Below are 21,965 nucleotides of genomic sequence, written 5' to 3'. Positions count from 1 at the left end.
TGAGGAGGATATAGAATTGGGAAGAAGTGTTTTGAAATTTGGAGGTTCTTCGGTAAGTGATTTTACAAAAATAAAAAATATAGCCGGAATGTTACAAACGAGAGTTGAAAATGGTGAACAACTCATTGTTGTAGTTAGCGCAATGGGTAAAACCACTGATGAACTCATGGCTAATGTTTCAACGCTTACAACTACACCAAAAGATCAAGAACTCGCATTGTTACTAACTACTGGTGAACAGCAAACCGTATCATATTTATCAATGGTATTAAATGATATTGGCGTCAATGCTAAAGCGATGACAGGTTACCAAGCTGGTATTAAAACAGTTGGCCATCATTTAAAAAGTCGTATTGCAGAAATTGATCCCATCACATTTGAACATGCTTTTGAAAGTAATGATGTATTAGTAATCGCAGGGTTCCAAGGTATCAATGATGAGTTTGAAGTAACGACATTAGGTCGCGGGGGATCAGATACCACGGCTGTCGCTTTAGCTGCTAGTAATCAAACAACCTGTGAAATATATACAGACGTAGACGGCGTATACGCTACTGATCCTAGAGTCTACAGAGACGCAAGGCGACTTGAATACGTTTCGTATGAAGAAATGATGGAAATGAGTGCTTTAGGTGCTGGTGTACTTGAAACAAGAAGTGTTGAACTAGCAAACAATTATAATATCCCCCTATATTTAGGAAGAACTTTATCAAATGTGAAAGGAACATGGATTATGTCACAAGCAGAATTATTAGAAAAAAAAGCAGTTACGGGTGTTGCCTTAGATACACATATGATGCACGTTACTATTAGCCATCCCCTGCCAGATAACAGACTATTAACAGATTTATTTAATCATTTAGAGAATGAATCTGTTAATGTTGATATGATTTCTCAAATAATAAATTTGGAAGGATTGCAAATGTCGTTTACGATTAAAGACACAGATGCAATTCAAATCACACGTATTTTAGAATCATTAAAAGAAAAATTTAATGCGTTAGACTTCAAGATTAATGAAGCATACGTTAAACTTTCATTAATTGGTTCTGGTATGCGTGATATGTCTGGTGTTGCTTCAAAAGCGTTTATCACACTGATCGAAAACGGTATTACCTTTTATCAAACGACAACATCAGAAATTAGTATTTCATGTGTTATAGATTCTGAAAATGGTGAACGTGCCGTTCAAGCACTATACGAAACATTTGATATCTGAATTTTCTTAATATAATTAATTTTAATAAAATAATGAAAATGGAGTGTATGAGATATGACAAAATTAGCAATCGCGGGCGCAACTGGTTTAGTAGGAAGAAAAATGTTAGAAACAATCAATCGCAAAGGCATTTCATTTGATGAATTAGTACTATTTTCATCTGCGCGTTCTGCTGGTGAGAAAATTGAATTTCAAGGCAGCACATATACAGTTAGAGAATTAACAGAAGAAGCTGCAACAGAACATTATGATTATGTGTTAATGAGCGCTGGTGGTAGTACAAGTGCGCATTTCTCCCCTATTTTTGAAAAAGCTGGTGCAATTGTTATTGATAACTCTAGTCATTGGAGAATGGTAGAAGATATTGATTTAATTGTACCTGAAGTTAATGAGCCAATCTTAAATAGAAAAATTATAGCAAATCCAAACTGTTCAACGATTCAATCTGTTGTACCTTTGAAATTATTACAAGAAGCATTTGGATTACAACGCGTAGCATATACAACTTATCAAGCAGTTTCAGGTTCAGGAGTTAAAGGAAGACAAGATTTATCTGAAGGTGCAAATGGTAAAGAACCAGAAGCATATCCGCATCCTATTTATAATAATGTGTTACCACATATTGATACTTTTCTTGAAGACGGGTATACAAAAGAAGAACAAAAAATGATTGATGAAACAAGAAAAATTTTAAAAGATGATGATTTAAAAGTAACAGCGACTTGCGTCCGTGTGCCTGTTCAAGATAGTCACAGTGTGCATATGAGCGTTACGCTAGAAAAAGAAGCTTCAGTACAAGCAATTCAACAACTCTTTGAAAATGATCAACGTGTAGTACTTATTGATAATCCAGAACAGAATGAATACCCATTAGCGATTCACTCTACAGGTAAAGATGAGATATTTGTTGGTAGAATTCGTCGCGACGATTCATTAGACAATACTTTCCATGTTTGGTGTACTTCTGACAACTTATTGAAAGGCGCGGCTTTAAATGCAGTACAAGTGCTTGACCAAGTTATGAGCTTGAAAGGAGTAAAATAATATGGGACATATATTTGAAGGTGTAGGTGTCGCTTTAACAACACCATTTACACATAATGAAATAGACTTAAATGCACTGAGAAGACATTTAAAATATTTATTAGAAAACGATGCAAAATGTATTGTGGTTAATGGCACTACAGCTGAGAATCCAACGTTAACAGACGAAGAAAAAGACCAAGTCTTAGAAGTAGTTGTGAATTATGTAAATGGCCAAGTACCAGTTATTGCTGGTACAGGTACAAACAATACTGAAAAGTCTATACAAGCTTCAGTACGTGCTAGAGAAATTGGTGCAGATGGTATTATGCTTATCACGCCATACTATAATAAAACGAATCAACGCGGTTTAATTGAACACTTTACTACTATTGCTAATGCAGTGAAATTACCAGTCATTTTATATAATGTACCATCACGTACAAATATGACGATTAATCCTGAAACGGTTGAAACTTTGAGTGATAATGAATATATTGTAGCCTTAAAAGACGCTACTAATGATTTTGAATATATGGACGAACTAAAAAAACGTTTAGATCTAAATCATTTTGCTTTATATAGTGGAAATGACGATAATGTCGTTGACTATTTTGATAAAGGTGGTCACGGTGTTATTTCAGTAGCTTCAAATGTAATACCAAACGCATTCCAATCATTATATAATGCTAAGCAAAAGGGAGAAGATATTGAAGTACAATTTCACCCTATTCAAACATTATTAGACGCTTTAGCAATTGATGTTAACCCTATTCCAATTAAGGCGCTCACTGCAGTTGAAGGTTTTGGTAATTATGAAGTACGCCTTCCGCTAGTGAAATTACAAGATGCTGAGCGTGAAACATTAGAACAAGCATATGAACAATTTAAAGCAGGTGACCAAGCATGAAAATCATTTTAATAGGTTATGGTGCCATGAATCAACGCGTGGCCAGATTAGCCGAAGAAAAGGGACATGAAGTCGTAGGTGTAATTGTACGTGATTCATCAAAAACGTATCCTTACCCGATTTTTGAACGTATTTCAGACGCTAAGGATGCAGATGTTGCAATTGATTTCTCAAATCCAGAGTTATTGTTACCATTATTAGATGATGAATTTAAACTACCATTGGTAATTGCAACAACCGGGGAAAAAGAGGAAATCGTTGAAAAATTAAAAGAACTTAGCAGTAAAATGCCAGTATTTTTCAGTGCGAATATGAGTTACGGTGTCCATGCGCTAACTAAAATTTTAGAAGCGGCTGTCCCACTACTTCAAGATTTCGACATTGAACTTACAGAAGCACACCACAATAAGAAAGTAGATGCACCTAGTGGCACATTAGTGAAATTATATGATGTGATCGAGTCATTACGCGATAAAACGACGCCTGTGTATGATAGACATGAAACAAATGCAAAACGTACACAAGAGGAAATTGGTATACATTCGGTCCGAGGTGGAACTATTGTGGGGCAACATGATGTTTTATTTGCGGGAACGGATGAAACAATTGAAATCACGCATCGTGCTCAATCAAAAGATATATTTGCTAATGGATCAATAGGCGCAGCAGAAAAATTAATTCATAAATCAAATGATTTTTACACATTTGATAATTTATAATCACTAAGGAGAGAATTAAATTATGGTACAACATTTAACGGCAGAAGAGATTATTCAATATATAAGTGATGCAAAGAAATCGACACCCCTTAAAGTTCATGTGAATGGGCAGTTTGACAATGTAACCTTCCCTGAAAGTTTTAAAGTTTTTGGCGGTTCTGATTCAAAGGTTATCTTTTGTGAAGCGGATGATTGGAAACAGTTTTATGAAAATAATCAATCGAGTATTGATGAATTAGAAATTGAAATGGATCGTCGTAACTCAGCTATCCCATTGAAAGACTTAACAAATACGAATGCACGTATAGAACCCGGTGCATTTATCCGTGAACAAGCTATTATTGAAGATGGTGCAGTTATTATGATGGGTGCGACTATCAATATTGGCGCAGTTGTTGGCGAAGGTACTATGGTAGATATGAATGCTACACTTGGTGGTCGTGCTACTACTGGTAAAAATGTTCATGTTGGTGCTGGTGCAGTATTAGCTGGTGTAATTGAACCACCAAGTGCCTCACCAGTTATAATTGAAGATGATGTGCTTATCGGTGCGAATGCAGTTATTTTGGAAGGTGTTCGTGTTGGTAAAGGATCAATCGTTGCAGCCGGTGCAATTGTGACCCAAGAAGTACCAGCTGGTTCGGTAGTTGCAGGCACACCAGCTAAAGTCATTAAACAAACAAGTGAAGTAGAAGATTCAAAACGTGAAATTGTTTCAGCTTTAAGAAAATTAAATGATTAATAATTGATTTAAATGATAAATAGAAGCTGAAATTAAAATATTTATATAGGAGGTTTATGACGAAATAACATCTAATGATTGATAGACGCATTAATTTATATGTATATATCAATTTATGATGTTCGTCTAACCTCCTCTTTTTTATACATAAAAGTTTAGACGTTGATTTAGTTTTATGTTTAAACAAATTAATAAACTAGAAGGATTTGATTTTAATGAATGAGTTAGAATTTGTAACAACACATAGACGTCATTTGCATCAACATCCAGAATTAAGCCTACAAGAATTTGAAACGACAGACTATATCGCAGCATTTTTAGATAATCTTAGCGTTGAGTATAAGCGCCCTCTTGATACGGGATTAATTGCATACCTTCCAGGTAATGGAAAACATACAATTGCTTATCGCGCAGATATAGATGCGTTACCTATTTTTGAAGAAAATGATGTTCCCTATCGAAGTTTAACTGATAATGTGATGCACGCGTGCGGCCATGATGGACATACAACTGTGTTAATGTTATTTGTTAAACGATGTAAAGCTATGGCAGATCAAGGGACATTGCCTCAAAATATCGTTTTTATTTTCCAACCAGCTGAAGAAACCGGCGGCGGCGCAAACCGTTTAATTCGTGCAGGTGCGTTTGAAAATTACCCTATAGAAGCAGTGTTTGGTATCCATGTTATGCCGTTTGAAGACGAAGGCCATGTTGTAATTCGAGATGAAGAAATTACGGCAAGTGCGACCGAATATCGCTTTTACTTAACTGGCCTGTCTAGCCACGTAGCGGATAAAGAGCAAGGTTATTCAGCTGGAGAAGCCTTACAACATGTATTAAGTCAAGTCGGTCAAATACAGCAATTCCATTTAAATGGATTAAAAAGAAATATTGTGCATATGGGACACTTTGTAGCTGGAGAAGCGATCAATACAGTGCCAAGTAACGGATATTTAGAAGGTACGATAAGAACTTATGATATCAATGATTTAGAATCAGTTAAACAACAAATGAAGACGATTGCTGAAAGTGTCAAATTATTGTTTAATGTAGATTGTGAAGTGAAGTTTGAAGAAGGCTATCCACCTACATATAATGCGCCAAAACTACGCAAGCATGTTGAACATGGCTTAGAAAATGCTGGTTTTACAATTATTGATAAACCGACACCGTATTTATTTGGTGAAGATTTTAGTTTTTATAGTCAACTTGCTCCAAGTTATTTTGTATTTGTTGGTGTGCGAGACGTGTCGAAAGGATATGTAACTGGGTTGCATACCGCTCATTTAAACTTTAATGAATATATGTTGATTAAGATTGCAGATTATTATGAAGCTATTTTAAAATCTTATGGCGAGGTGGAAGCATAATGACAGCAATTTGGTCTGTAGACACTGAAAGATTTTATAATAATGCGCTAAAAGTAATTCAAAATAATCAACTTATGGCAGTTGTAAAAAACAATGCTTATCATTATGGATTGGAATTTGCAGTTAATCAATTTTTAGAAGCAGGCATCAATACGTTTAGTACAACTTCTTTAAGAGAAGCTATACGTATACGACAATTAGCGCCAAACGCAACTATATTTTTAATGAATGCTGTATATGAATTTGATAAAGTACGTGATAACCAAATTCAAATGACATTGCCATCTTTAGCATTTTATTATCAGCATTTAGAAGATTTAAAAGGTATTGAAGTTCATTTAGAATATGAAAATTTATTACATCGCTCTGGTTTGAAAACCATTGATGAAATAAGAGAAGTACTCATTCACCATCGTAATGATAAAAGTAATGAGAAAGTGCACATTACAGGTTTATGGACGCATTTTGGTTATGCAGATGAATTTGACGTGCCTGAATATGATATAGAACGTAAAGCGTGGTTAACGGTTGTTAAAAACTTGTTAGATGAAGGTTATCAATTTGATATGATACATGCGCAAAATAGTGCAAGTTATTATAGAGAACATGGTGTTTTTGAAAATCATACACACGCTCGTGTGGGTATAGCATTATACGGTTCAAGACCTTATGCTACAATTGATGAAAAATCCATTGAACAAGCTTTGACTGTAAAAGGCAATGTCATTCAAGTACGTGAAGTAAATGAAGGTGATTATTGTGGTTACAGCTTTGCATTTGAAGCTACGCACAATCATACACAATTAGCAGTAGTTGATATTGGCTATGGAGATGGTATCCTTAAATCGAGGGCCAAACATGAGGCGCTTATCAATGGCAAACGTTATCCCATTCGTGCACTGATGATGAGTCATATGTTTGTTGAAGTAGATCATCATGTTCATGCACAGGATGAAGTATTATTATATAATAATGATATTCGCATTGATGAATTTACGTTTAAAGGCGTTGGCGCGAATTCTGAACAGTTAAGTGCAATGAATCATGACTCACTAATAAAGGAGTATAGATAAATTATGGCAGTAGAATATAATAGTTATGGCGAGCTTACAATGGGAGGCACTAGTCTTAAAACAATAGCACAGAGTTTTGGCACCCCCACTATCGTTTATGATGAAAATCAAATTAGGGCACAAATGCAACGATTTCATCAAGCCTTTCAAAAAAGTAATTTAAAATACAGTATTTCATATGCTTCTAAAGCGTTTACTTGTTTACAAATGGTGAAATTAGTCCAAGAAGAAGGCCTTGAACTTGATGTAGTTTCTGAGGGAGAGTTATATACAGCTTTAGAGGCTGGTTTCGATCCCCAGCATATTCATTTTCATGGTAATAATAAGACAAAGCATGAAATTCAATACGCGTTAGAAAGTAAAGTAGGATATATTGTGATTGACGCTTTAGAAGAAATTGAACTGATTGATAAATATGCAAGTGAAACAGTAAATGTAGTATTACGGTTAAACCCAGGTGTTGAAGCACATACACATGAATTTATTCAAACTGGGCAAGAAGATAGTAAATTTGGTTTATCAATCAAACATGGTTTAGCGATTCAAGGCGTTGAAAAAGTAATAAACTCAAAACACTTGAAGTTAAAAGGTGTCCATTTCCATGTAGGTTCACAAATTGAAGGTACAGAAGCTATGATTGAAACTGCTAAAATTGTAATTCAATGGTTGAAAGAAAATGATATAAAAGTTGAACTGATTAACTTAGGTGGAGGGTTTAGCATTAAGTATGTTGAAGGAGATGTAAGTTTCCCTATTGAAACCGGTATAACTGAGATTACTGATGCTATTAAACAATTTTCTACGCAGTTTGACTACCCACTCCCAGAAATTGGAATCGAACCAGGAAGATCTATTGTTGGTGAAGCAGGTATAACGCTATATGAAGTAGGTACAATTAAAAACATCCCCGATGTTAATAAATATGTGTCTGTAGATGGTGGTATGAGCGACCATATTCGTACAGCGTTATACGATGCTCAGTATGAAGCTTTGTTAATTAATAGAAATGACCCGAAAGATGAGACTGTAACCATTGCAGGTAAACTTTGTGAATCTGGAGATATTATTATTAAAGATGCCCAATTACCTAGCACAGTAAAACGTGGGGATTATTTAGCTATCTTATCTACAGGTGCATACCACTACTCAATGGCTTCAAATTATAACCAAATGCAAAAGCCCTCAGTATTCTTCTTGAAAGATAGTAAAGCAAGAGAAGTCATTAAACGTCAATCTTTAAGACAATTAATTATAAATGATACTAAATAAATTAAAAAAGTGGTTCTATCCCCTACTTTAGGTTGATGGAACCACTTTTCATTTAGTTTATACTGATATGAAATAATATGTATTATGTATACAATAAGCCACCGTAATTAAATATAACGGCTATTCATAGAAGAGGACATACATTAAGCCCCCTAGCTCATCGCAAGAAGGCTATAAAAAAAAGAACCTTTAACAAGGTTCTTTGATAAGTCAATATTGCAATCTATATTATAGTTTTACAACGTTTGCAGCTTGAGGACCGCGGTCGCCTTCAACTACTTCAAATTCAACTGATTGACCTTCTTCTAATGATTTGTAACCCTCTTGGTTAATAGCTGAGAAGTGTACGAATACGTCGTTTTCTCCTTCAACTTCGATAAAACCGAATCCTTTTTCAGCGTTAAACCATTTTACTGTACCTTGTTTCATAAATGTGAAACCTCCAAGACTAATATTCATTCAATATGCATTATTCGCATATTACAAAAAATACAATTTCACAGTCTAAATCTGTTTTACAATATTCTTTGCAATATGGAATAAAACAATTGCTTGACTTATATTATAAGCTATTTTAACTAAAAATGCAATGCAATTGTGAAAAAACTATTTCTTAAATAATAGGTAATTTATAATAAACTTCATTATTATTTAAAACAATATAACTATAAAAAATCTGTAAATCTTCATCACAATCTTCACAAAAACCTAATTCACAATTATTATAAAATGCATGAATATTGTATTTGCCAACTAAATAATTATCGTAAAACTGCTTACTATTTCCTATTATTGATTGGTAGTAACTTAACATTTCTTCATAATTATCAAAATGATATTGTTCGACGATATGATCAGTCCAGTCACTAAATAACCACCAGCCTTCATAATCAGCTCGAATCTTTGCAACTGTCCACATGTAAATTACACCCTTTCATCTTTAACTTAAAAAATACCAGTATTGTATACGGTACTTATAGTATCATCATTATTTTAGAATGATTAAATTTATTTTATTAGAACTCACTTGTTCACACGCATTACATATATGTATTGTATATAAAAAATAAGTCTTATTGTCGTTATGCTTATTATATTTGATTAATAGCTATGTATAATATTTTAAATGTATCATGAACAAAATCAAGTTATCTGTTTCATACTTTTGGCCGATAGACAATTACTATCCAAACAAAAATATTAGTTTTGTAAGTTAAAATTTCGTATAATGATAATAAGAGGTGATTATATGCAATGCAAACATATTAAAGTATTTGGTATAGTGCAAGGTGTCGGTTTTCGCTATTATACTGAAAAGATAGCTAGAAAATATAATATTGTAGGTACTGTACAAAACGTATCTGATTATGTAGACATTTACGCCCAAGGCGATAAAAATTCGTTAACATCGTTTACCAATGCTGTAATTGAGGGTGCTTCACCTGCTTCTCATATAGAAGATTATGAGATTGAAGAAATTGAAACTAACCCATCATGGAAAAATTTTAGAACATTATAAACATTATAAAGGAAGATGAAGTTTGAGATACAATATTTCGCGTATTTACGGGGCCATTATTGCTTTTCCAATAGCTGTTATCGCATGGATTGCTAGTGTATTTGCATTAGACGTATATTTTATTTTTGATTTTCTTATTTCTGCGGTAGCGTTTGTAGTGTTCTACTTCCCTACTCAACGTTTAACTTCTAGAAAATATTTAAAAGAAATTGGCTTATCACGTAGAGATTATCATTTTATCAATAGTCAGTTAAATAACGCTCAAGATAAAATAAGAAGAATTTTAAAATCTTTTGTTAATGTAAGATCAATTAAAGATTTTAAGCAAGTCAATGAAATATATCGGATCACACGAGCTATATATTATGCAGTTAAACAACAGCCACGAACGTTTTTCAAAGTAGAGAGTTTCTTTTACTCTCATATCGATAATGCATTGAATTTAATTGAAGCCTATACGAGATTATCAAAGTCACCAAAAAAGTCTGAAGAAGAAAAACAAAAGTTAGCACAAACGCGTATTACTCTAGATGAAGTTAAACGTACTTTAGTAGCAGACTTAAAAAGAATCAACGAAGAAGATTATAGTCAATTAGATATAGAAATGGAATTGAACAAAATTGAACAAAAAAGACATAAATAATATACACGATGAAATGGAGAGGAATTAAATGGTTAGAGAACAAGACTTTTTAAATTCGCATCCATTGGATAAATATATTGATGAACAGACAACAAATGAATCAGAGATTATCAACAGCACAAAACAACACTCTCAAGAAGATCAGCAGAAAATTGACAAATTGAGTGAACAAATAAAACCAATGGATAATGATACTTTATTAAACTATGGTACAGCTGCACAATCCAATATGTCTCAATTTTCACATCGTATTTTAAACGAAGTGAAGACAACGGATGTAGGGCCTGTAGGTGAATCATTAAATGGATTGATGAGTAAGCTTAAATCTGTTAATCCTGATGAATTAAATCCGGAAAATCAGTCTAAGTTAAAACGTATTTTTAGACGCACTAAAGCTTCGGTTAATGAAATATTCTCTAAAATGCAATCAGTAGGTTCACAAATTGATCGTATCTCTATCGAATTAGATAAGCATAAAAATAATTTAAATAAAGACATAGAGATGCTCGATGAATTATATAATTTAAATAAAGATTACTTTGATGAATTAACCCTATATATTGAAGCAGCTAAAAGAAAACAACATTTATTACAACAAGAAGAAGTACCTAAACTAAGGTCACAAGCTGAATCAACTAATAATCAAATGGATGTTCAAGCAGTATCAGATATGGAACAGTTCGTTGATAGATTAGATAAACGTATTTATGATTTACAATTATCAAGACAAATTGCTATTCAAACTGCACCACAAATTCGAATGATACAAAACGTGAACCACGCACTAGCTGAAAAGATTCAAAGTTCAATTTTAACAAGCATCCCATTATGGAAAAATCAGATGTCGATTGCTTTAACACTTATGAGACAACGTAATGCAGTTTCAGCACAAAAAGCAGTTACTGATACAACAAATGATTTATTACTCAAAAATTCAGAGTTATTAAAACAAAACGCTGTTGCTACAGCTACAGAAAATGAGCGCGGTGTCGTAGATATTGAAACATTAAAAACGACACAACAAGATATTATTGACACGATTGAGCAAACATTACAAATTCAAGAACAAGGTCGTAACAAACGCAAACAAGCTGAAACTGAGTTAAATGAGTTAGAAACAGAAATGAAAAACCAATTACTTGATATGAAAAACAACAAATAAATATTACGTAAAAAATGAACGTGATATAAATATGTAGACAACTTACAAATAAAACGAGATTGAGATTATCTTTTTTCTAAGACGTACCTCAGAAAAAGTATTTCTATCAAAAACTTGGCATAAGAATATTTTTAAATAACCCCTCTACTGCTTGTATTATAAAGGAGGCCAAGACATTATTTTGTCTCGGCCTCCTATTTGATTTAACTATTCTTTTTCATAAACTATTGTTTGTTGGTTTTTAAGCATTAAAGATACGAGATAGCCAATGATTGTTGTGATAACAGCTATTGGGAACCATTCTAATGAATAATCTTTTAATGGTAAACTATCAATAATACTTATGTTAATCCAACCTTGTGTGTGAATAACGCTTAAGATTGAAACGATTGCCACCACTGCCACAGGGATTTGTTGCGCAATTGGTTTTGTTGGTACAAAACGTGCAATCAATATTAATAACACGGATGTAATTGCAATTGGATATACAATGCTTAACACAGGAACAGACATTGTAATAACTGAATTCAATCCTTGGTTAGCTAAAATAAAACTAATTAACGTAAAGATGATTACATAAAGTTTATATGAAATTTTTGGGAATATTCTATTGAAATACTCTGAAACAGATACAATCAACCCACAGGCAGTTGTTAAACATGCAAGTGCGACGATAATACCTAATAAGTATTTACCAAAAGTTCCAAATCCCGTACTAGCCATTGTCGTTAATAAATAAGTACCAATATTTTGATCATTCGCAGTTAAACTAGCTATTTTCTCTTGCGGCACTGCCATGTGGTTACCTATAAAGCCTAAGGAAATATAAATAAACATAAGTGCAATTGCAGCGATAATACCTGCTAAAAGTGTTTGTTTGAAAATTTGGTTAGCATGCGAGATACCAGTTGATTTGACTGCATTAACTACAATCATAGAAAAGGCAATTGCTGCAATGGCATCCATAGTTAAGTAACCATTTGTAAATCCTTGAGAAAACCCAGAAAAATTAGAAGTGAAAGCTTCAGCAGATTGACTATGTGCATTACTACCGTAATCGACAAATCCTTTAATAATCATTGCTAATATGGTAATTAGTAATAATGGTGTAAGTAGTGAACCGATACGGTTAATCATTTTATTTGGATTAATACATAAATATAATACGATTAAAAAGTAAATAACTGTAAATATCAATAGAGCTAATGCACTATTTGTATGAGTAATCGGCGTAATAGTCATTTCAAACGACGTTGATGCGGTACGAGGTATCGCAAAAAGTGGCCCTATCGTCAAATAAATAATGATTAAAAATATTACTGAAAATTTGGGTGAAATTTTATTTAAAGAACCGATATATCCTTGTTTGTCTAAAGCACCAACTACTACTCCTAATAGAGGTAAACCAATTCCCGTTAAAGCAAATGCTAAAATTGCAGGCCAAAAATATTGACCGCTATCTAAACCTAAATTCGGTGGGAATATAAGGTTACCAGCACCAAAGAACATAGCAAACAAAGTAAACCCTATAATCCATGTATTTTTATTCATAAATTGTTCTCCTTCTTGCCTATAAAATAATATTTACTATTCTATCACGATTTATGAGAAGTAGTCTATATAAAATTCAGAATATTTAAATTTATGTTCGATATAATAAAAAAAGTACGTTTTAAAATGATTTTAATAATAATTTTTTAAGCAATGGTGCAAGATGACTCGGTAGGTTTTCTACACCTTCTACGAAAATTGCATAGTTTCCATAAATATTATGAATTGTTTCTTCAATATCTTCAGTAATAGAATCTTGGCTTAAAAATACATTAAACACTTCAATACCCATTTTACGAGCGGTTTCCACAGCTTCATAAGTGTCGAGTATCCCGTCTTGACTATAGTTATAAGCAGATGGTTCACCATCTGAGAATACAATTAAGAAGCGTTGGTTATGAGATTTACGCATTAATCTTTCGCTCCCAATTCTAATAGCCACACCATCTCTATTGTCATCTTGAGGTTCTAACGCCATAATCCTTGGACCATCTTGTGTCATTATAGAATGGTCATATGAAATAATTTCATCAATAATATTAGGCTGTTTTGAATCGTCAGCGTCAAAAGCATCTTCATTAAAAGCTAGAATTTCATGTTTCACATTTAACGATTTCAAAGTTTCGTGAAATAATACAACGCCTTTAATTGTTTCTGACATTTTATCTTGCATACTTGCTGAAGCGTCAATTAATAGTGTGAACGTGGCGTCAAAGGTTTGACTTAAATCTTGTTTTTTATAGAAAAGTTTATATTGATCGTCGATAAACCAATTTAATAAGTTTTTTTGGAGCCGCCCTTTAGTTAAATTGCGACGTTCATCTTGGTATTCTCTATTTATTGTTTTTTTTATGATTTGTGTTAAATCTTTTGTCTCAAATTGGACTTCTTTTTCAACATTATTATACAAATCTTTATATTCTGGTAAAATATCTGGGACATTCCATTTAATTTCTACATTTTCATTAATGCCTTTTAAAGCAAAGGCAGAATTATTCCCTACGGAACCACCTTCATCACTTTCGATATGATTAGACGAACCTTTACCTTTTTTAGTTTGCATATCCGTCATATCATCACTCGTATCACCTTCTCGAGCTGTATCATTATCTCCTAGGACGTCACTATTTTCCCCTTCATGAAGTTCCATTTCTAAATAAGCACCACCTTGCGACGAACTATCTTGATAATTTGATTCAATTTCTTCACTTACGACGTCATCCTCGTGGTTTTCATTAGAAGCTTTATCCGTATTACTCGCGTCAGTTCGTTTTAAATCTTCAAAATTAAGATTATGGATAGATTCGTATACCTTTTTAGGTAAATGATAATATTCGTTTAACATGTCTTCTTTTAATATATCATCGATTTGGAACATTATACGTTCAGCTAAATACATATTATCTTCTGATGAATTGTTATAGAAAAAATTGGGTAGATATTGGTACATGTTTGTTAAAATGTCATCTATTTCTGGGCTGATTTGAGGTATGTCGTAAAAATTTTCTGTTAAAAATGATGCTTCCAAATATAAGAATAGTAAATCTGTAAATGTTGCTTTTGTCTTATAGACATTAATTTGAGTGTGCGTGTAGTTTAGTCTGATTTGGTTACGTAATTGTATAGCAGATTGAGTAGATGGACGAAGTTTAACTATTTCATTTAACACACGTTTATCTTCTAATAATTTAAATAGCTGTTGGTAAAATTTAGGATGGTTAAATGTGTGATTATGAATTACTTCGTTGACAATAGATTCATCCATCATTTGGTAACCATAAGCAGCAAGCATTACATCTGTTTTAAGGCCGTTAGTTTCAATGTCTTTACTTCTATGGGACCAAAAAGAACTTGTAATTAACATATTATTGATTGGATCGTAATATGGGAATTTTTGAATTTTAACTTGTGTCTGTTCATTTTTTAACAATAATCGAGCTAAATCTTGAAGCATCATGACTTGTTTAGCATCTAGCTGTTCATCATTAAATAATATAAAACGATCGCTCATAAATATCCCTCACTAAAAATTTAATTCAACTGCGTTTAAAATAGCTTGTTGTTCACGTTCATCTTCTAATTTATCAATAATTGTTCGTTTAATAGCACGTTCAATAGGCATCACAGTTGCTAAATCACTTAAATCAATTAAAGCACGAATACTAGCCGCTTCCTCAGAAATCTGTCCTTGCTTTGTCATCGTGCGTAAATCTGCATTAAATTTAATAATATTTTGTATAGTAGCATCGTCTGATAATTGACTTTGATTTTTGATTACATCACTTAAAATATCACCGTCAATATAATCAACTTGAATGACTACGAAACGGTTTTTGAGTGCTTCATTCATTGGTAACGTCCCGATATATCCTTCATTGATAGCAGCAATTACATTAAATCCTGGTGCTGCATTTACGACTTCTCCAGTGAATGGGTTTGTTAATTTTCTACGGTAGTCTAGCACACCGTTTAAAATGGGTAATGTCTCTGGTTTCGCCATATTTATTTCATCTATATATAGAATATGTCCTTCTTTCATAGCTTTAATGACTGGGCCATCAATAAATACGATTTCCTGTGTGCCGTTTTCATTTGTTTGGATTGTTTTAAATCCTAATAAACTTTCTGCATCTAAATCTACTGAACAATTGACTTGGTGCATAGGACGATTGAGCGTTTCTCCTAAAGTTTCGGCAAGTTTTGTCTTACCTGAACCTGTTGGTCCCTTCAAAAGAATGTTTTTATTCAATCTCATTAATGATTTTGCATCATTAAAAACAGTTTCGTCTCTGTTTATATATTGTGAATTTGTCATGGTTTAATACTCCTTTTAAAAATAAATAATTCATCAAAATTTATATCATTAAAAATAGACTGGGGCTTAAATAACGGTTTATATTTTCGCCCTAGTCCTATTCAAATCATCCATATTTAAAGTTTCGTTCTATATTTAGTACATGTGAAACACATTAAATTAAACTTCTTTAAAATAAGTTTTAAAATAGCCGCCAACAAGACCAGAATTATCGACAATTTGATAGTATTCTTCAGTTTCGTTTATTACATCATATTGTTTTCCTACTGTTAGCATATCAGCTACAGTGAATTTTTGTGCGTCTGTATGAATAACTTCTATTTTTTTGATTGGTGTATTATCTTTCCAAGTTTCGTGTAACATATATAAAATCCTCTCTTTACTATTATGAAATTTCTAACGTTAAGATGAAGGTGATACCACTTTTTTCAGTAATACGTACCGATCTTTCTCCATCTTGGTCTAACGTTTGGTAAGGAATCCCTATAGATTCAAGTTGTTCTATAGTGTGTTGAAATTGAGACTTAGATTCAGTACCAAATTCAATTTGTTCTAATATACCATGTTCAGGCATTTTTATTTCATCTGGTGAAGCATGGATATGTAACTCGCCACCTAGACCGCCATCTCCTATACGAAATACTTGCATATTGAACTCAGCATTATCACTAGATACGTATTCAGCAAAATGTTCTAAACCAAAGACTTTTGTCAGAATGGATTGTGTCAATGCGAAATCATTAACTTTTATCATAACTGGCCCTAGACCTTGTATTTGATGCAACGGATTTACATTACTTTCAAAAGCAGGCATACCTAATGGCGTTCCTGTATTATGTTCATTGGAATAAATATTAAATGTTTGACTATTTTGGTCTTGGAAATTGAAACACTTGTGACCATTTAAGTCTGTAGTTTCCCCATGAGTAATTTGGTTTTTTTCTAAAATAGATTGATATTCTTCAATTCCTTCATCGCTGGGTACTCTTAAACCAATGTTTTCAATATGATTATTACTGTTAATATAGTTCGGCACTTCTACAAAATGTATACGTGTACCGGAATTTAATTCGGCATCACCAAAACGCAAGGCTTGTCCTTTATTTGCCACGTTTAGTCCAAGTATACCTGAAAATAATGCTTTGGTTTTTACTAAATCATTTGTCCCTGTAGTAACACTTCTAAGACCATTCATTATATTAACCCCTTTATTCATATCTTTTCAATATATTATAACTTATTTTGCGATTTATTTGTATGATGAAGTATTTGATTGCATAACTATTTACAAAATTGTAATTTTTAGACATTGGAGGAATAGAAGAAATGTATTAATATGGATATATATTAGGAATTATTATTTTTATTCGCAAATAATATAATATTATTTTACAAATAAGGAGGTTTTAATATGGTTGGTACATGGATTTTATTTGGTATCACAGTGCTCATTGCAGTGTATTCTGGAATTACTTTCTTTTCAAATATAAATAATAAAGCAAAACAGCAAAAAGCAAGTAAAGAAAGTATTAAGAAAAATAATATTTACGGTGTCGTTTTCCTAGTATTTTTAGTTCTAGCAATCATTGAATTATTTGTATTTATTGCATAGTTAGATTTAATAGAAGTAGCGGTGCATCATTTTAAATTATTATATACGGTATATTTAACAAAAATAGAAGTAATGAACAAATTTATAGTGCTTATTTCTATTTTTGTTTTTATGATGTATTAACTGAATCGCATTAGTCGTTTAAATTTTGTATAAAAAGTGAGATAGAATTCATTAGAACTTCTATCTCACTTTTTGCTTATCTTTATTTATATAACGTTTATACACTTTCGAATTGTATTGTTTCATTTGTTTGAGAAGATTTTTGTATCGCATCGATGATTGCAATAGACGGTAATGCATCTTTAACGTTTATATAATTTTGCGTATTCTCGAAAATACAATCATAGAATTGATTAATTAAAGTGTCATGACTTGGTCCGTAATAGGATTTTGTACCCGATGCTTTTTTATCTTCAATGATTTGAGTTTTATAACCTGCTTCATTTACACGTGTTAGTATATTATCTTTAATAGTGCATTTTTCATTTTCAAAAATAACTTGGAGTTCAATGCTTGAGTTACCGACATTAGCATTGGTAGCAAAAAACATGCCGTTTGCGTTGTTTTCAAACTTAATATGAGCAGAAGCAGTATCTTCCACTTCTATATTATAATCCAATAATTGTGATGTGCTGCCTTTAATTGATTTAACTTTGCCACAGAGTAATTGCATTAAATCCAACGTGTGTATCGCCTGATTAATCAATACGCCCCCGCCAGCAGTTTTCATACTACCTCGCCATGGTTTGTCAGTATAATAAGACTCAGGACGAAACCATGTAACTAACCCTTTAATGCCGATTATCTCACCATATGTTTTGCTTTGAACAATTCTCTGTAAAGTTTGGAAAGTCTCGTTATATCGATTTTGAAAACATACACATATTTTCGTATCAGGATTTTTTTGTTCTAATTGTATTAATTCTAAACCTTCTTTTGCGTTGAGGGATAATGGCTTTTCTTGCAATACATGTATCCCTTTTTCTACACAAGCTGTTGTCACAGGCAAATGCAAATAATGAGGTAAACAAATATGTACACAATCTAAATTTTCTTGCTCTAACATTTGATATAAATCTGTGTAGAAATGCGCATTTGGAACTTTAACTTGTAAAGTTGTATCTATATCACATGCAGCAGTTAGTTCGACATGAGGATTAGCTTCAATCACATTTAAGTGTACAGTTGAAATATCACCTAAGCCTATTATTCCAATTTTTAACATAATACCAGCTCCATATGTTTATCTTTGTTCTGATTGTTCGTTTTGAATTTGAGCGTGTAACGCATTTTTAAACGCTTCAGGATCTACGGGGACGGCTACTTCTTGACCTGTCCAACTAGATAAATAAATGGCATTTACTAAATTGACGCTGTTGATACCATCGCTACCTGGCGCAATCAATGGTGTATTATCCTTAATGTTTGCAGCGAAATTTTCTAATACATTTATATGTTGTTCACCCCATACACTATCAAATTCAAATATTTCTTGGTCGTAAATATTTTCGAATCCACTGCCTTGGAATATTTTAGATGCTTCTTGCCATGTCATATTTTGATTCATTTCTGTTTCGGATTCTTTTAAACGCGTTAAAGTGATCTTTTTACTATCTTCTACTAAAATTTTTCCTTTATCGCCAGTAATTTCTAAACGGTCTGTACCAATAACATCATGGGTGCATGTAATAAATACGCCGGTTGCCCCATTACCATAGTCTAAAATGGTAGTAACATCATCATCTACACTCAATTCGCGTTGGTAACCATATTTAATATTTGAAAATACAGATTTTGGCATACCACATAACCATTGGAGTAAGTCTATTTGGTGGGGAGCTTGGTTTACTAATACACCGCCACCTTCTTCTGACCATGTAGCTCTCCATGAACTTTGATCATAATAAGCTTGCGGGCGCCACCAAGTCGTTATGATCCAATTAGTACGTCGGATATTACCTATTTCACCAGTATCAATCAGTGTTTTCACTTTTTGATATAGCGGATTTGTTCGTTGATTAAAAAATATACCAAATGTTAAATGCGGTTTTGAAGATGCTAATTCGCTAACCTCTTTTACTTTTTCAGCATATATATCAGCTGGTTTTTCTAAAAGTGCATGGATATCTCTTTCTAAAGCTTCTGTACCTATCTCTGTGTGTAAATAGTGAGGGACAGTAGTAACAACAGCGTCAATGCTTCCACTTTCTAACATATCAATATAATTTTCATAAAAAGGCACATTTGGGTAGTTTTCTTCTACTATATTTTGCTTTTCAGAATCAATATCACAAATCGCCCCTATTTCTAATTGTGGAATTTTACCTTCGTTTATAAATCCTGCGTAAGTACTTCCTTGTGCTCCAAAACCAATGATACCTAAACGAACTTTTTCCATTATACATTCCCCTTTTTATTAATATTTGCTAATATTTGTAATAAAGCTTCGTATTGCATTTTATATCCTTCCGCCCCATCTTTTGCGACAGAATTTTGAATTGTTTCAGTTGAATGTTCTAATTCTAAATCTTTAATTGAATCAAAAACAACGAGATGAGGTTCAAGCGTTAAGAATCCTTTGTAACCAGCTTTAAATATTTGAGTTAAAATACTTTCTATTTGCCCATCTCCTGTGCCACATAATACATTCACATTATCTTTGTATACTGCATCTTTTATATGAATGTATTCAATATAATCTGACAGTAATTCGTAGCATGCTTGTGTATTTTCTCCACATTGTACAAAATTTGCAAAATCAAATATGGCTTTGAAATGAGTCGAGCCAACTTCGTCAAAAATAAGCTTGCATCGACGCGCAATATCACCGAAAATATCTTTTTCATTTTCATGTAACAAGATAACGTTGTATTGTTCTGCAATTTCCGCAAATTGTTTTAACTTTTCGATAACACTATCTTTGTATTTATCGAAATCTTCATTTCTCGGTATATAAAAGCTAAAGATTCTAATATATCGACAATTGAGTAATTGGCTTATTTCACACAATGTTTTCAGTTGTGCTAATTGCTCTTGAAACGCTGTCTCATCATCCACATAAATTTTACCAATAGGAGAACCGATTGATGATACACCTATATCCCATTTACTTAAGCGTGGTAATACGTCGTTTTTTATCATATCTACTGAATATTTACTGATATTTTTATCATCTATACCTCTTAATGATATATAATGCATCCCTAACTTGTTTACCGTTTTTAATTGTGTATTCAAATTTGATGATATCTCATCTGAAAACCCTGAAATTGCTATATTTTCAAGCATGGAATCAACTCCTTGTTTTTGTTTGTTAGCGCTTACATTAATGTTAGTGTTAAGTACGAATTAACTTTAAATTGTGTTGAAAGTTTTAAAACCAAGATTGATAACCTAAGTCATTTAAGTGGTCACGACTTATAGTTAAACAATCGTATGGATCTGCGCCATATAGTTCATCTTGCTCTACAAAGAAATATTCGCTTCCACTTTCACGACCGACTTCAATAATCTCTTTAAGCGGTAATGTACCTTGTCCTAATTCAGCGAATTGAGTAATCATATGTAGCATATAATATACCTTTTCATTTCCTTCTCCTGGATATTGAGACATATCTATTTCACCAATACGGTAATCTTTAAGATGTATTGCACGAATCCGGTTTGCATAATTAGGTATAACTTCAATAGGGTTTAACCCTGCACGCCAAATCCAATGCACGTCTAATTCAAACCCTAAATAGTGTGTATGGTCTCGCATTAAATCAAGCATAAATTGGCCGTCATATTGAACAAATTCCAAATTATGTGCATGATAATATAGATCAATGCCCTCTTCTTTTAATCTTTTCGCATAAGAATCACATATTTCTGCGAATTCAAGTGTACTTTCTTTTGTCCCCATATAATTGATTGGAAGCATACCAATTCTTAATATAGAACAATCTACAGCTTTACAATCTGCTACAATTTTATCAAAGTCATTTTTCAACGTATCTCCAGGATATTTTTGATCTTCTGAGATATCCTCTACGCCACATGACATTGCGGCTATATTCATGCCAAAATCATTTATAGCTTGTTTCATTTCTTCAATATTCTGAGTATTCATTTCAATTTGAGATATTTCTACAGCATTATAGCCTAAATTGCTAACTTTCTTTAACACATTGTATAATCCTTCTTCTTGTACTTTTTGTTTGAGCATCATCATTTGAACGCCAATTTGATTTGTTGTCATTTTTATCCTTCCTTCTTAAAAATATTAATGTTTAAATGCTATAATATAATTATAATTTGAGTGAAAATTAACAACATTGTAAATAAGGGAAAAAA

At 32.6% G+C, this 21,965-nt stretch carries 23 protein-coding genes; 12 read left to right on the top strand and 11 right to left on the bottom strand.

What is annotated here, in order from left to right:
* Positions 1-16 precede the first annotated feature (16 nt).
* The 8 genes from BJG89_RS07765 to lysA all read left to right on the top strand — a co-directional run bounded on the left by BJG89_RS07765 (position 17) and on the right by lysA (position 8,325).
* Entirely contained in the window at positions 17-1,219 is a 1,203-nt protein-coding gene (locus BJG89_RS07765) for an aspartate kinase (RefSeq protein ID WP_096809788.1), read from the top strand.
* A 54-nt stretch (positions 1,220-1,273) separates the two neighbouring features.
* Positions 1,274-2,263 (top strand): aspartate-semialdehyde dehydrogenase, encoded by a 990-nt coding sequence (locus tag BJG89_RS07760; protein ID WP_096809786.1) that lies wholly within the window; start codon positions 1,274-1,276, stop codon positions 2,261-2,263.
* A 1-nt stretch (position 2,264) separates the two neighbouring features.
* Positions 2,265-3,152: a 4-hydroxy-tetrahydrodipicolinate synthase gene (gene dapA / locus BJG89_RS07755; RefSeq protein ID WP_096809784.1), complete on the top strand. Its 888-nt coding sequence runs from the start codon at positions 2,265-2,267 to the stop codon at positions 3,150-3,152.
* A complete protein-coding gene (gene dapB / locus BJG89_RS07750) occupies positions 3,149-3,871 on the top strand; it encodes a 4-hydroxy-tetrahydrodipicolinate reductase (protein WP_096809780.1) in 723 nt (240 codons plus the stop codon). The genes dapA and dapB overlap by 4 nt, the downstream gene beginning before the upstream one ends.
* A 22-nt stretch (positions 3,872-3,893) precedes the next feature.
* Positions 3,894-4,613 (top strand): 2,3,4,5-tetrahydropyridine-2,6-dicarboxylate N-acetyltransferase, encoded by a 720-nt coding sequence (gene dapD, locus BJG89_RS07745; protein ID WP_096809778.1) that lies wholly within the window; start codon positions 3,894-3,896, stop codon positions 4,611-4,613.
* A 215-nt stretch (positions 4,614-4,828) separates the two neighbouring features.
* A complete protein-coding gene (locus BJG89_RS07740; RefSeq protein ID WP_096809776.1) occupies positions 4,829-5,983 on the top strand; it encodes an amidohydrolase in 1,155 nt (384 codons plus the stop codon).
* A complete protein-coding gene (locus BJG89_RS07735; RefSeq protein WP_096809774.1) occupies positions 5,983-7,056 on the top strand; it encodes an alanine racemase in 1,074 nt (357 codons plus the stop codon). The genes BJG89_RS07740 and BJG89_RS07735 overlap by 1 nt, the downstream gene beginning before the upstream one ends.
* A 3-nt stretch (positions 7,057-7,059) precedes the next feature.
* Positions 7,060-8,325: a diaminopimelate decarboxylase gene (lysA, locus tag BJG89_RS07730; RefSeq protein WP_096809772.1), complete on the top strand. Its 1,266-nt coding sequence runs from the start codon at positions 7,060-7,062 to the stop codon at positions 8,323-8,325.
* A 228-nt stretch (positions 8,326-8,553) separates the two neighbouring features.
* Here lysA and cspA read toward each other — a convergent pair whose 3' ends face one another.
* Positions 8,554-8,754: a cold shock protein CspA gene (gene cspA, locus BJG89_RS07725; protein WP_001831260.1), complete on the bottom strand. Its 201-nt coding sequence runs from the start codon at positions 8,752-8,754 to the stop codon at positions 8,554-8,556.
* Between the two features lie 184 nt (positions 8,755-8,938).
* The gene (msaA, locus tag BJG89_RS07720; protein WP_096809771.1) at positions 8,939-9,244 is read right to left on the bottom strand and encodes a regulatory protein MsaA; all 306 of its coding nucleotides are present in this window, start codon (positions 9,242-9,244) and stop codon (positions 8,939-8,941) included.
* A gap of 330 nt (positions 9,245-9,574) precedes the next feature.
* Here msaA and BJG89_RS07715 point away from each other — a divergent pair, with 330 nt between their 5' ends.
* Genes BJG89_RS07715 through BJG89_RS07705 form a run of 3 tightly spaced genes read left to right on the top strand, consistent with a single transcriptional unit; the run spans position 9,575 to position 11,649 of the window.
* Positions 9,575-9,844, top strand: a complete 270-nt coding sequence (locus BJG89_RS07715) for an acylphosphatase (protein WP_096809768.1) — start codon at positions 9,575-9,577, stop codon at positions 9,842-9,844.
* A gap of 22 nt (positions 9,845-9,866) precedes the next feature.
* Entirely contained in the window at positions 9,867-10,487 is a 621-nt protein-coding gene (locus BJG89_RS07710; protein WP_096809766.1) for a 5-bromo-4-chloroindolyl phosphate hydrolysis family protein, read from the top strand.
* Between the two features lie 28 nt (positions 10,488-10,515).
* Positions 10,516-11,649: a toxic anion resistance protein gene (locus tag BJG89_RS07705; protein WP_096809764.1), complete on the top strand. Its 1,134-nt coding sequence runs from the start codon at positions 10,516-10,518 to the stop codon at positions 11,647-11,649.
* A 207-nt stretch (positions 11,650-11,856) separates the two neighbouring features.
* On the opposite strand, the gene brnQ3 is transcribed toward BJG89_RS07705, so the two are convergent.
* From brnQ3 to BJG89_RS07680, 5 genes are all read right to left on the bottom strand, one after another.
* On the bottom strand, positions 11,857-13,200 hold the full coding sequence (brnQ3, locus tag BJG89_RS07700; RefSeq protein WP_096809763.1) for a branched-chain amino acid-like transporter carrier protein BrnQ3: 1,344 nt from the start codon (positions 13,198-13,200) through the stop codon (positions 11,857-11,859).
* Positions 13,201-13,321: 121 nt separating this feature from the next.
* On the bottom strand, positions 13,322-15,211 hold the full coding sequence (locus BJG89_RS07695) for a vWA domain-containing protein (protein ID WP_096809761.1): 1,890 nt from the start codon (positions 15,209-15,211) through the stop codon (positions 13,322-13,324).
* A 12-nt stretch (positions 15,212-15,223) separates the two neighbouring features.
* Positions 15,224-16,015 (bottom strand): ATP-binding protein, encoded by a 792-nt coding sequence (locus BJG89_RS07690; RefSeq protein WP_096809759.1) that lies wholly within the window; start codon positions 16,013-16,015, stop codon positions 15,224-15,226.
* Positions 16,016-16,174: 159 nt separating this feature from the next.
* Positions 16,175-16,378: a DUF6501 family protein gene (locus BJG89_RS07685; protein ID WP_096809755.1), complete on the bottom strand. Its 204-nt coding sequence runs from the start codon at positions 16,376-16,378 to the stop codon at positions 16,175-16,177.
* A 22-nt stretch (positions 16,379-16,400) separates the two neighbouring features.
* Positions 16,401-17,210, bottom strand: coding sequence for a VOC family protein (locus BJG89_RS07680; RefSeq protein WP_096809753.1), 810 nt, complete (start codon positions 17,208-17,210; stop codon positions 16,401-16,403).
* A 216-nt stretch (positions 17,211-17,426) separates the two neighbouring features.
* On the opposite strand from BJG89_RS07680, the gene BJG89_RS07675 reads away from it, so the two are divergent.
* Positions 17,427-17,627 (top strand): Mid2-like cell wall stress sensor domain protein, encoded by a 201-nt coding sequence (locus BJG89_RS07675; protein ID WP_096809751.1) that lies wholly within the window; start codon positions 17,427-17,429, stop codon positions 17,625-17,627.
* A gap of 220 nt (positions 17,628-17,847) precedes the next feature.
* Here BJG89_RS07675 and BJG89_RS07670 read toward each other — a convergent pair whose 3' ends face one another.
* The 4 genes from BJG89_RS07670 to BJG89_RS07655 form a co-directional block, all read right to left on the bottom strand.
* The gene (locus BJG89_RS07670; RefSeq protein ID WP_096809749.1) at positions 17,848-18,855 is read right to left on the bottom strand and encodes a Gfo/Idh/MocA family protein; all 1,008 of its coding nucleotides are present in this window, start codon (positions 18,853-18,855) and stop codon (positions 17,848-17,850) included.
* An 18-nt stretch (positions 18,856-18,873) separates the two neighbouring features.
* Positions 18,874-20,028 carry a Gfo/Idh/MocA family protein gene (locus BJG89_RS07665; RefSeq protein WP_096809746.1) on the bottom strand — a complete coding sequence of 385 codons (1,155 nt, stop codon included), beginning with the start codon at positions 20,026-20,028 and terminating at the stop codon, positions 18,874-18,876.
* Complete coding sequence (locus tag BJG89_RS07660; RefSeq protein WP_096809744.1) at positions 20,028-20,918, bottom strand: sugar phosphate isomerase/epimerase family protein; 891 nt, start codon at positions 20,916-20,918, stop codon at positions 20,028-20,030. Before BJG89_RS07660 ends, BJG89_RS07665 begins: the two co-directional genes overlap by 1 nt.
* 85 nt (positions 20,919-21,003) lie before the next feature.
* Positions 21,004-21,870, bottom strand: coding sequence for a sugar phosphate isomerase/epimerase family protein (locus tag BJG89_RS07655; protein ID WP_096809742.1), 867 nt, complete (start codon positions 21,868-21,870; stop codon positions 21,004-21,006).
* Between the last annotated feature and the right edge of the window lie 95 nt (positions 21,871-21,965).

Origin of the sequence: Staphylococcus nepalensis (assembly GCF_002442935.1) — a bacterium.
Taxonomy (GTDB): Bacteria; Bacillota; Bacilli; order Staphylococcales; family Staphylococcaceae; genus Staphylococcus; species Staphylococcus nepalensis.
This window is presented reverse-complemented; position numbering and strand designations above follow the sequence as displayed.

Coding starts and splice junctions, on each gene's coding strand:
- BJG89_RS07760 (WP_096809786.1), top strand. CDS start 1,274: ATGACAAAATTAGCAATCGCGGGCGCAACTGGTTTAGTAGGAAGAAAA.
- dapA (WP_096809784.1), top strand. CDS start 2,265: ATGGGACATATATTTGAAGGTGTAGGTGTCGCTTTAACAACACCATTT.
- dapB (WP_096809780.1), top strand. CDS start 3,149: ATGAAAATCATTTTAATAGGTTATGGTGCCATGAATCAACGCGTGGCC.
- dapD (WP_096809778.1), top strand. CDS start 3,894: ATGGTACAACATTTAACGGCAGAAGAGATTATTCAATATATAAGTGAT.
- BJG89_RS07740 (WP_096809776.1), top strand. CDS start 4,829: ATGAATGAGTTAGAATTTGTAACAACACATAGACGTCATTTGCATCAA.
- BJG89_RS07735 (WP_096809774.1), top strand. CDS start 5,983: ATGACAGCAATTTGGTCTGTAGACACTGAAAGATTTTATAATAATGCG.
- lysA (WP_096809772.1), top strand. CDS start 7,060: ATGGCAGTAGAATATAATAGTTATGGCGAGCTTACAATGGGAGGCACT.
- cspA (WP_001831260.1), bottom strand. CDS start 8,754: ATGAAACAAGGTACAGTAAAATGGTTTAACGCTGAAAAAGGATTCGGT.
- msaA (WP_096809771.1), bottom strand. CDS start 9,244: ATGTGGACAGTTGCAAAGATTCGAGCTGATTATGAAGGCTGGTGGTTA.
- BJG89_RS07715 (WP_096809768.1), top strand. CDS start 9,575: ATGCAATGCAAACATATTAAAGTATTTGGTATAGTGCAAGGTGTCGGT.
- BJG89_RS07705 (WP_096809764.1), top strand. CDS start 10,516: ATGGTTAGAGAACAAGACTTTTTAAATTCGCATCCATTGGATAAATAT.
- brnQ3 (WP_096809763.1), bottom strand. CDS start 13,200: ATGAATAAAAATACATGGATTATAGGGTTTACTTTGTTTGCTATGTTC.
- BJG89_RS07695 (WP_096809761.1), bottom strand. CDS start 15,211: ATGAGCGATCGTTTTATATTATTTAATGATGAACAGCTAGATGCTAAA.
- BJG89_RS07690 (WP_096809759.1), bottom strand. CDS start 16,015: ATGACAAATTCACAATATATAAACAGAGACGAAACTGTTTTTAATGAT.
- BJG89_RS07685 (WP_096809755.1), bottom strand. CDS start 16,378: ATGTTACACGAAACTTGGAAAGATAATACACCAATCAAAAAAATAGAA.
- BJG89_RS07680 (WP_096809753.1), bottom strand. CDS start 17,210: ATGAATGGTCTTAGAAGTGTTACTACAGGGACAAATGATTTAGTAAAA.
- BJG89_RS07675 (WP_096809751.1), top strand. CDS start 17,427: ATGGTTGGTACATGGATTTTATTTGGTATCACAGTGCTCATTGCAGTG.
- BJG89_RS07670 (WP_096809749.1), bottom strand. CDS start 18,855: ATGTTAAAAATTGGAATAATAGGCTTAGGTGATATTTCAACTGTACAC.
- BJG89_RS07665 (WP_096809746.1), bottom strand. CDS start 20,028: ATGGAAAAAGTTCGTTTAGGTATCATTGGTTTTGGAGCACAAGGAAGT.
- BJG89_RS07660 (WP_096809744.1), bottom strand. CDS start 20,918: ATGCTTGAAAATATAGCAATTTCAGGGTTTTCAGATGAGATATCATCA.
- BJG89_RS07655 (WP_096809742.1), bottom strand. CDS start 21,870: ATGACAACAAATCAAATTGGCGTTCAAATGATGATGCTCAAACAAAAA.